The following is a 336-nucleotide window of genomic DNA, read 5'->3' as shown; positions in this document are numbered from 1 at the left end:
CCGTTACCCCGAATGCCGATGGCACCTGGTCCTTCACCCTGCCAACCAACGCTGCGCTGGCAGACGGTGACTACACCGCCACCATCAAAGGCAGCGATGCACAGGGCAACGAGGCCGATGACAGCGACGCCTTCACTGTCGACGTACTGCCGACCGTGACCATCGCCGACATCACCACCACCGCCGACAACACCCCGACCTTCAGCGGCACTTCGTCCAATACCTCGGGCAACCTGACCCTGACCGTCAACGGTTCCGACTACACCGTTACCCCGAATGCCGATGGCACCTGGTCCTTCACCCTGCCAACCAACGCTGCGCTGGCAGACGGTGACT

General features: G+C 62.8%; 1 protein-coding gene. It reads left to right on the top strand.

Features of this window, described 5'->3' with window-relative positions:
• The coding region (locus IB229_RS21750; protein WP_225579322.1) for an Ig-like domain-containing protein at nucleotides 1–336 on the top strand (336 nt) is incomplete at both ends.

Origin of the sequence: Pseudomonas sp. PDM14, assembly GCF_014851905.1 — a bacterium.
In the GTDB taxonomy this organism is placed as follows: domain Bacteria; phylum Pseudomonadota; class Gammaproteobacteria; order Pseudomonadales; family Pseudomonadaceae; genus Aquipseudomonas.
The sequence above is the reverse complement of the archived record's forward strand: the minus strand, read 5'-3'. Positions and strand labels throughout refer to the sequence as shown.